This is a genomic window from Planotetraspora mira (assembly GCF_016863275.1).
Classification (GTDB): Bacteria; Actinomycetota; Actinomycetes; order Streptosporangiales; family Streptosporangiaceae; genus Planotetraspora; species Planotetraspora mira.
The window spans coordinates 19,925-27,784 of record NZ_BOOO01000025.1 but is presented as its reverse complement, the minus strand read 5'-3'; the positions used below and the strand labels follow the sequence as shown (position 1 = coordinate 27,784).

At 68.8% G+C, this 7,860-nt stretch carries 5 protein-coding genes; 4 read left to right on the top strand and 1 reads right to left on the bottom strand.

The annotated features are described in order from the left end of the window. Nucleotides 1–547: 547 nt before the first annotated feature. Nucleotides 548–2,794, bottom strand: a complete 2,247-nt coding sequence (locus tag Pmi06nite_RS23800) for a HelD family protein (RefSeq protein ID WP_203955313.1) — start codon at nucleotides 2,792–2,794, stop codon at nucleotides 548–550. Nucleotides 2,795–3,372: 578 nt separating this feature from the next. Here Pmi06nite_RS23800 and Pmi06nite_RS23795 point away from each other — a divergent pair. From Pmi06nite_RS23795 to Pmi06nite_RS23780, 4 genes are read left to right on the top strand one after another with little or no spacing between them, the layout of a single operon-like run. Then, nucleotides 3,373–4,644 carry an ROK family transcriptional regulator gene (locus tag Pmi06nite_RS23795; RefSeq protein WP_203955312.1) on the top strand — a complete coding sequence of 424 codons (1,272 nt, stop codon included), beginning with the start codon at nucleotides 3,373–3,375 and terminating at the stop codon, nucleotides 4,642–4,644. Between the two features lie 29 nt (nucleotides 4,645–4,673). Continuing rightward, nucleotides 4,674–5,999: an ABC transporter substrate-binding protein gene (locus Pmi06nite_RS23790; RefSeq protein ID WP_239114161.1), complete on the top strand. Its 1,326-nt coding sequence runs from the start codon at nucleotides 4,674–4,676 to the stop codon at nucleotides 5,997–5,999. 3 nt (nucleotides 6,000–6,002) lie between these two features. Beyond that, the gene (locus tag Pmi06nite_RS23785; RefSeq protein ID WP_203955311.1) at nucleotides 6,003–6,968 is read left to right on the top strand and encodes a carbohydrate ABC transporter permease; all 966 of its coding nucleotides are present in this window, start codon (nucleotides 6,003–6,005) and stop codon (nucleotides 6,966–6,968) included. After that, entirely contained in the window at nucleotides 6,965–7,849 is an 885-nt protein-coding gene (locus tag Pmi06nite_RS23780) for a carbohydrate ABC transporter permease (protein ID WP_203955310.1), read from the top strand. Before Pmi06nite_RS23785 ends, Pmi06nite_RS23780 begins: the two co-directional genes overlap by 4 nt. The last annotated feature ends 11 nt before the right edge of the window (nucleotides 7,850–7,860 follow it).

The window sequence follows — 7,860 nt, the reverse complement described above, 5'->3', positions numbered from 1 at the left end:
GCCGTCGAGAAGGGCGGGCTTCCCGTCCGGCGCCGCTGGGCGCTCGCGGACGGGCCTGGCCGGCCGCCACGGCCGGTGTGATCCTTGAGCCCCTCGCGGAGGACCCAAGGACCACCTGGCGTGTCTCCACGCACGGTTTCGCCGCGCACGGCGGAAGGGGGCCCGGACGGCCCTTCGGACCGGTTCTCGTCCCGTCGGCGGCGGGCGCGGAGTTCCGTTGTCTACTGGGTGTCCGGACCCCTCCCTGGGTCCAACCCCCCGGCCGGTTGGGGTGCCCCGACTCGACGGAACGCCGACCTGCGCCTGGCTGTGCAGACGGAGTCACGCTCCGTCACGGACGCAGAATCCGGTGATGTCTTGAGACGGCCAACCGGTCAGTCCCGTGCTGGACTGCGCAGCAAACTACCGACCTCAGCGCAGATGTCAACCGTGTCCCGATCAGCGAAAATACCAAGTTTTCGCAGGTAGGACACGCTTCGCGAGCGGCGTCGATCCAGGGTCTTCCAGTGATGTCCCCCACATCGTGCCACCTCCCGCTATTCCCCCATCACCGGGCCCGCTGATCAAGGAGCGTCAAAACGGCTGGCAGTCCGCCGGTGTAGATCACGCCAAGCCGTCGCGTGGCTCGGGTCAGCGCCACATAAAGATCGCTTGGGCCGCGCGACGACTCGCGTAGAATCCGATCGGGCTCGACGACGATCACGGTGTCGAACTCCAGGCCTTTGGCGTCCGCCACCGACATGACCGAGACGGGCGCGTCCAGTGCCGCCGGGCCCGCGCCGGTCACCGCGCCGGGGACCTGCGCCGCGACGGCCGCGCCGAGGCGGACCTCCTCCGAGGACGGCACGATCACGACGAGCCGGCCGCCTTCGACGACCTCGTTCCGGACGACGGGACCCAGGTCGGCGGCGAGGTCGTCCACCCGCATGGCCCAGGGGCGCTCGCCGGTCTCCCGCACGGACTCCGGCGCCTTGAGGTCCGGCCCCACGAGCTCCAGCACCCGCGAGGCGACCTCCATCAGCTCGGCGGGCGTGCGATAGTTCACACTGAGCGACGCCTCTCGCCAGCGGTCCTGGAGATACGGCTCGAGCACCCGGCCCCAGCTGGCCGCGCCCGCCGCCGACCCCGTCTGGGCGATGTCGCCGACGATGGTCATCGACCTGGTCGGGCAGCGGCGCATGACGGCCCGCCAGGCCATCTCCGACAGCTCCTGGGCCTCGTCCACGATCACGTGGCCGTAGGCCCAGGTACGGTCGCCTGAGGCCCGTTCCGCCGTCGTCAGGTAGACCTCGTCGGCCTGCTGGCGCTCGGCGAAACGCTCGGCGTCCATGATGTCGGCCATGCCGGTCAGCTCCAGGACCTCCCTGGCGTAGGCGATGCGATCCTCACGCTCCTGCTCGGCGCGGCGGGCGGCCCTGAGCACGCCTTCGTCGATCTCGCCGAGCAGTTCGGCCGCCTCGTCCAGGAGCGGCACGTCGGCCGCGCTCCACCAGCTCTCCCCCTGCCGGGGCGGTTCCCGCAGGAGCAGGGCCTGCTCCTCGGGCGACAGGCCGGCCTCGGCCATCCGTTCCTTGGAGGTGTACAGGCCGATCAGCAACTGCTGCGCCGTGAGGTAGGGCCAGAGCCGGTTGAGCGCGGCGCGGACGGGTTCCTCGGTGCGCAGGTCCTCCCGAAGCTCGGCGAAGTCGGCGTCGTCGAGCATGCTGCGGCCGAGGTGCCGGGCGGCCTGCCTGGTCAGGACGTTCAGCAGGTGCCGGACGAACACGGCACGCGCCTGGTTGTGCGCCTTGCGGGAGCGGACCGCCCGCGACCGGGCGGCGTCGAAGGTCTGCCGGTCGAGCTTGAGCGTGAACTTGTCGAGCTTGATCTCCAGCGGCTTCCTCGGCACGCGTTGCCGCTCGCGCACGGCTCTGGCGATCACGTCGACCATCCGGATCGATCCTTTGACGACCGCCGCCCCGGGCGTGTCCTGGCGGGTGCCCTTCACCCCGGGGTAGAGCTCACCCACGGTGGACAGCAGCACGTCGGTCTCGCCCAGCGAGGGGAGCACCTGCTCGATGTAGCGCACGAAGGTCGGGTTCGGCCCGATGATCAGGACTCCCCTCCGCTCCAGGCGCTCCCGGTAGGTGTAGAGCAGGTAGGCCGCCCGGTGCAGGGCCACGACCGTCTTGCCGGTCCCCGGTCCGCCCTGGACGACGAGCACCCCGTTCAGCTCGCTTCGGATGATCTTGTCCTGCTCGGACTGGATCGTCGCCACGATGTCGCGCATGCGGCCGGTGCGCTTCTCCCCGAGCGCGGCGAGCAGGGCCGCCTCGCCGTTCAGCGAGGCCCGGTCGGCTTCGCTCAGGCCGTCGAGGTCGAGGAGGTCGTCGTCCACGCCCGTGACGATGCGGCCTCTGGTGTGGAGGTGGCGGCGCCGGGTGACGCCCATCGGGGCCGCCGGAGTGGCCCGGTAGAAGGGCTGCGCGACGGGCGCCCGCCAGTCGATGAGCAGGCGGTGCTGGTCGTCGTCGGAGAGCCCGAGGCGGCCGATGTAGAGGCGGGTCTCGTCGGCGTGGTCGAGACGGCCGAAGCACAGGCTGTTCTCCACCGCCCACAGCCGGGCGAGCCGCTGCGCGTACATGCCCGCGAAGGAGTCGCGCTCGGACCGGTTCTGATGGGTGCCCGTGGCCCCCTGGGCCAGCACGCCGTCGAGCTGTCCGCGCGTGCGTACCCGCAACACGTCGAGGCGCTCATAGAGCGCGGCGACGTACTTCTGCTCCCGGGCCAGCTCGCCCGCCGTTGACTCAGACATAGGCCGCCAGATTCTACGTCGCCTCTCCCCCCACCCGTCAGCCAAGGGGCCGTGATCATGCTCAAGTTCGGAAAGAGGCTGCGCGACCTGCGGCCCTCCCCGCCGTGATCATGCACAGATTCGCGCGCGGCCGCAGTGACCTGCGCATACGTTCCGCGTGATCATGCACAGGTTCGTGATCAATACCTCTGACCTGCTGCGATTGTATTCGTGATCTGGCACTCGGTGACGCCCTGCATGATCACGTACGGCCAAGCCGCAGGTGAGGCGATAGAGCGACGAAAGTGTGCATGATCACGAATCATGAAACAGCAGGTCAGCCGTGGTTTCCCCGAACCTGTGCATGATCACGGCGGAGGGTGGGGCGGGTCAGGGGGGACATCCACGAACCTGTGCATGATCACGCACGATCGGGGCCCTGGGGGGTGGGCGCGGCAGGCCGGCAACGAATGAGGGTCGATTACGGTCACGAGTCGATTTCGAGGACATACACGCCCTTGACGTGCATGAAGACGATTACTTACGGTCCTCCCAAAATTAGGAAACTTTCCTAACTCGCCGCCGGAAGGACCGTGCCGTTGAGCCAGCCGACACCTGGGACGCCGAGCCTCCTGCGCGCCATCAACGACCGCGCCGCCCTGATGGTCCTGCTGGAGCGCGGGCCCCTCACCCGCCCCGAGTTGGGCGCGCTGACCGGCCTGTCCAAGCCGACCGCCTCCCAGTTGCTGTCCCGGCTGCAGGACGCGGGCCTGGTCGTCCTCGACGGCATCCGTGAGGGGCTTCCCGGCCGCACGGCCGAGCTCTACCGGATCAACCCCCGGGCGGCGCACGTGGCCGCTCTGGACGTCACTCCGGGCCGGATCGACGTGGCCCTGGCCGACATCACCGGCACGGTCGTCGCCGAGCACCGCCTGCCGACCCCCGGCCGCTCCGCCGGCGACGTCGTCGAGAGGGTTCGCGCCGCGCTCGCGGGGGCCTGCGCGGACCCTCGGCTGGACCCCGCGAGCCTCAGCCGGGTGGTGATCGGCATCGGAGGCGCGATCGACCCCTCGACCGGCAGGCTGGGCTACGCCGCGCACATCCCCGGCTGGCACATCCCCGATCTCGTCGGCACACTGCGCGACGGGATCGGCGTGCCGGTCGACGTCGAGAACGACGTGAACCTGGTGGCGCAGGCCGAACAGACCCGCGGAGCCGCCCAGGGCCACCAGGACTACGTGCTGCTGTGGGCCGACGACGGACTCGGCTCGGCCCTGGTCCTCGGCGGCAGGCTGCACAGGGGCGCCACGGGCGGGGCGGGCGAGGTCGGATACATGCCGGTCCTCGGGGCGCCCACCGCCCGGGACGTCGGCAAGCGGGCCGACCACGGCTTCCAGGCGCTTTCCGGCGGCCCTGCCGTACTGAGGATCCTGCGATCGCACGGGCTGCGCGGGGCGACACCGCCCACGGCCGTGCAGAACGCGGTGAAAGCGGTCGAACGCGGCGACGCGCAGGCGGAGAAGGCGCTGCGCGAACTCGCCGGCCGCCTCGCGATCGGCCTGGCCGCGATCACCGCGGTCGTCGACCCGGAGATCGTCGTCCTGTCGGGCGGCGTGCTGCTCTCCGGCGGCGAGGTCCTGCGGGATCTCATCGAGCAGGAGTTGCACACGCTGACCATCCCCCGGCCGCCGCTGCGGCTGTCCACCGTGGAGGGCAACCCCGTCCTCGCCGGTGCCCTCGACCTCGCCCTCGGCATCGCCAGAGACGAGACCTTCGGGTCGGTCCACCGTCCCGAGACAACTTCCCGGCGCGAACCGCACGACCGGACCCGCGGCGAGCCCGACCGCAGGAACCCATCCATCCCCTCCTGACATCCACCACGCACCTGGGAGGCATCCCCGTGAAACGACTGCTGGTCCTGTCGGCCGCGGCCGGCCTGTTCCTGATGACCGCCTGTACGGCCGGCACCGAGACGAGCGCGCCGAAGATCGACCCGAGCGCCACCAGCCACGAACCGGTCACCATCGAGTTCTGGCACGGTTTCAGCGCCGACAACGAGCTCAAGGCCTTCCAGGACACCCTTGAGGGCTTCAACAAGCAGTACCCCTGGATCACCGTCAAGGCCACCAAGGCCGTCCAGGACGACCAGATCATCCAGTCGGTCCGCGGCGGCAACCCACCGGACGTGGCCCTGTCGTTCACGACCGACAGCGTGGCCCAGTTCTGCAAGGCCAACATCTTCCAGGACCTGAACCCCTACCTGACCGCCAGCAAGATCGACGCGAGCACGCTGTTCCCCAAGGTCATCGACCAGTACACGCAGTACGCGGGCAAGCGGTGCGTGATGCCCATGCTGGCCGACACCTACGGCCTCTACTACAACAAGAAGCTGATGAAGGGGAACGAGCCGCCCAAGACCCTGAGCGAGCTCGCCGACCTCGCCAAGAAGCTCACGGTCAAGGACTCCAAGGGTGACATCAAGGTCGCCGGCTTCGTCCCGACCAGCCAGATGTACGAGAACGCGCCCATCCACACCGGTGTGATGGTCGGCGCGAAGTGGACCAACCCGGACGGCACCTCCGCGGTCGGCGGTGACCCCGCGTGGAAGACGCTGCTGACCTGGCAGAAGGACCTCACCGACTGGTACGGCTACGACAAGATCGAGAAGTTCCGCAAGAGCTTCGGCGACGAGTGGTCGGCGGACAACCCGTTCAACAAGGGTCAGGTCGCGATGGCCGTCGACGGTGAGTGGCGCAACGCCATGATCGCCGCGGACGCCCCGGACCTCGACTACGGGACCGCCCCCATGCCGGTCGCCGACGACCAGGCGCAGCGGTACGGCGCGGGCTTCATCGCCGGCACGGTCATCGGCATCCCGCGCGGCGCCAAGAACCCGGAGGCGGCCTGGGACCTGGTCAAGTACCTGACCACCGACACCTCCGCCCTCGTCACGCTGTCCAACGCGATCCGCAACGTGCCGAGCACGCTGCCCGCGCTGCAGTCGCCCGACCTGAAGAAGGACCCGAACTTCCAGACCTTCCTCGACATCTTCGCCAACCCCAACAGCACCACGCTGCCCGCCCACATCAACTCGGCCTTCAACCAGCAGACGATGCAGGAGGCCCAGATCAAGTGGGAGTCGGGTCGGGCGCCCGACCTGAACGGGCTCCTCGCCGACGTGGACAAGAAGATCAACGAGAAGCTGAAGCTCACGGCGGGCGACTGATCCATGGCCACCGCGACGCTCGGGCGTCGGGGGAAGGCGGCGCCGTTCCGCAGCAGGGAACGGCGCCGCGCCAACCTCCGCGCGCTGCTCTACCTCTCCCCGTGGCTCGTGGGGTTCGGCGTCTTCTTCGCCTACCCCCTGATCTCCACGGTGTACTTCTCCTTCCAGCGCTATGACATGTTCACGCTGGAGCCCGTCGGGCTGCTCAACTGGAAGTACTTCTTCCGGGACGACGCCGCCTGGACCTCGATCAAGAACACGCTGTGGCTCGTCGTGGTCATGGTCCCGCTGCGGGTCGTCTTCGGCCTCGGCGTGGCCCAACTGGTCACCAAGCTCAAGGCCGGCGCCGGGGTCTTCCGCACGATCTTCTATCTGCCCTCGCTCGTGCCGGTCGTGGCCGGGACGCTCGGGTTCGTCTACCTGCTCAACCCGGGCACCGGGCCCGTACAGGCCATCCTGGGCGCGGTCGGCATCCAGTCGCCGGACTGGTTCGGCGACCCCGCGTGGTCGAAGTGGGGCCTCACCCTGCTCGCGCTGTGGTCCATCGGCGACCTGATGGTCATCTTCATGGCGGCCCTGCTCGACGTGCCGAAACAGCTGTATGAGGCCGCCGCGCTTGACGGGGCGAGCGCGTGGCAGCAGTTCACGCGGATCACCCTTCCGGTCATCCGGCCGGTGGTGATGTTCTCCGCCGTGACCGGGGTCATCCAGACCCTGCAGTACTTCACCCAGGCGATGGTGGCGGCGCGGGTCGCCTCGGGCGCGACCGACTCGGCGGGCTCGGTGTTCACCCCCGGATACCCCGACGGGTCGACGCTCACCTTCCCCGAGTGGCTGTTCCAGGAGGGCTTCAGGGACTTCGCCATGGGCTACGCGTGTGTCCTGGCGCTGATCCTGTTCGCCGTCTCGATGATCTTCACCCTGATCCTGCTGCGGCAGTTCCGGGGCTTCGCGGAGGAGGAGGCATGACCGCGACACTCGCCCCGGAGACGATCGCCCGGCGCCCGGCGGCGCGCATCCGTTCGCCCAAGGGCCGCGCGACGCTCTACTGGATCGCCAAGCACGCGATCGCCGTCGCCTTGTCGATCATGTTCCTTGGGCCGCTGGTCTTCATCATCCTGACGGCGTTCATGAACGACCGTCAGGCGCTCACGTCGCAGTTGTGGCCGGAGACCTGGAACTGGAGCAACTTCGCGGACATCTTCGAGAAGGCGCCGCTGCTGACCTGGATCAGCAACACGATCATGTATTCGGTGCTCGCCACCGCGTTCATGCTCGTGTCGTCGATCCCCGTGGCCTACGCGCTGGCGAAGTTCCGCTTCCGAGGCAGGAAGCTGGCGTTCCTGCTGGTCATCACGACGATGATGTTGCCGCCGCAGGTCGTCGCCGTGCCCATCTACCTGATCTGGGCGCGTTTCCACCTCACTGGCACCCTGTGGCCGCTGATCATCCCGATGCTCCTCGGGGACGCGTTCTCGATCTTCCTGCTCCGCCAGTTCCTGGTGACGATCCCGCGGGAGTACTCCGACGCGGCACGCGTCGACGGGTGCGGCGAGTTCCGCACCCTCATCCGGGTGATCCTCCCGATGGCGCGGCCGGCCATCGCGGCCGTGGGGCTGTTCCAGTTCTTCTTCTGCTGGAACGATTACTACGGCCCCCTCCTCTACGCGGGAACCGACCAGAGTCACTGGACCCTGTCCCTGGGGCTGGCGGCCTTCAAATCGCAGCACAGCACCCAGTGGAACCTCACCATGGCCGCCACCATCCTGGCGATGGCCCCCGTGATCGTCGTGTTCTTCTTCGCCCAGAAGGTGTTCATCGAGGGAGTGAAGCTCACGGGCGTCAAATAGGTCCGCAGCCA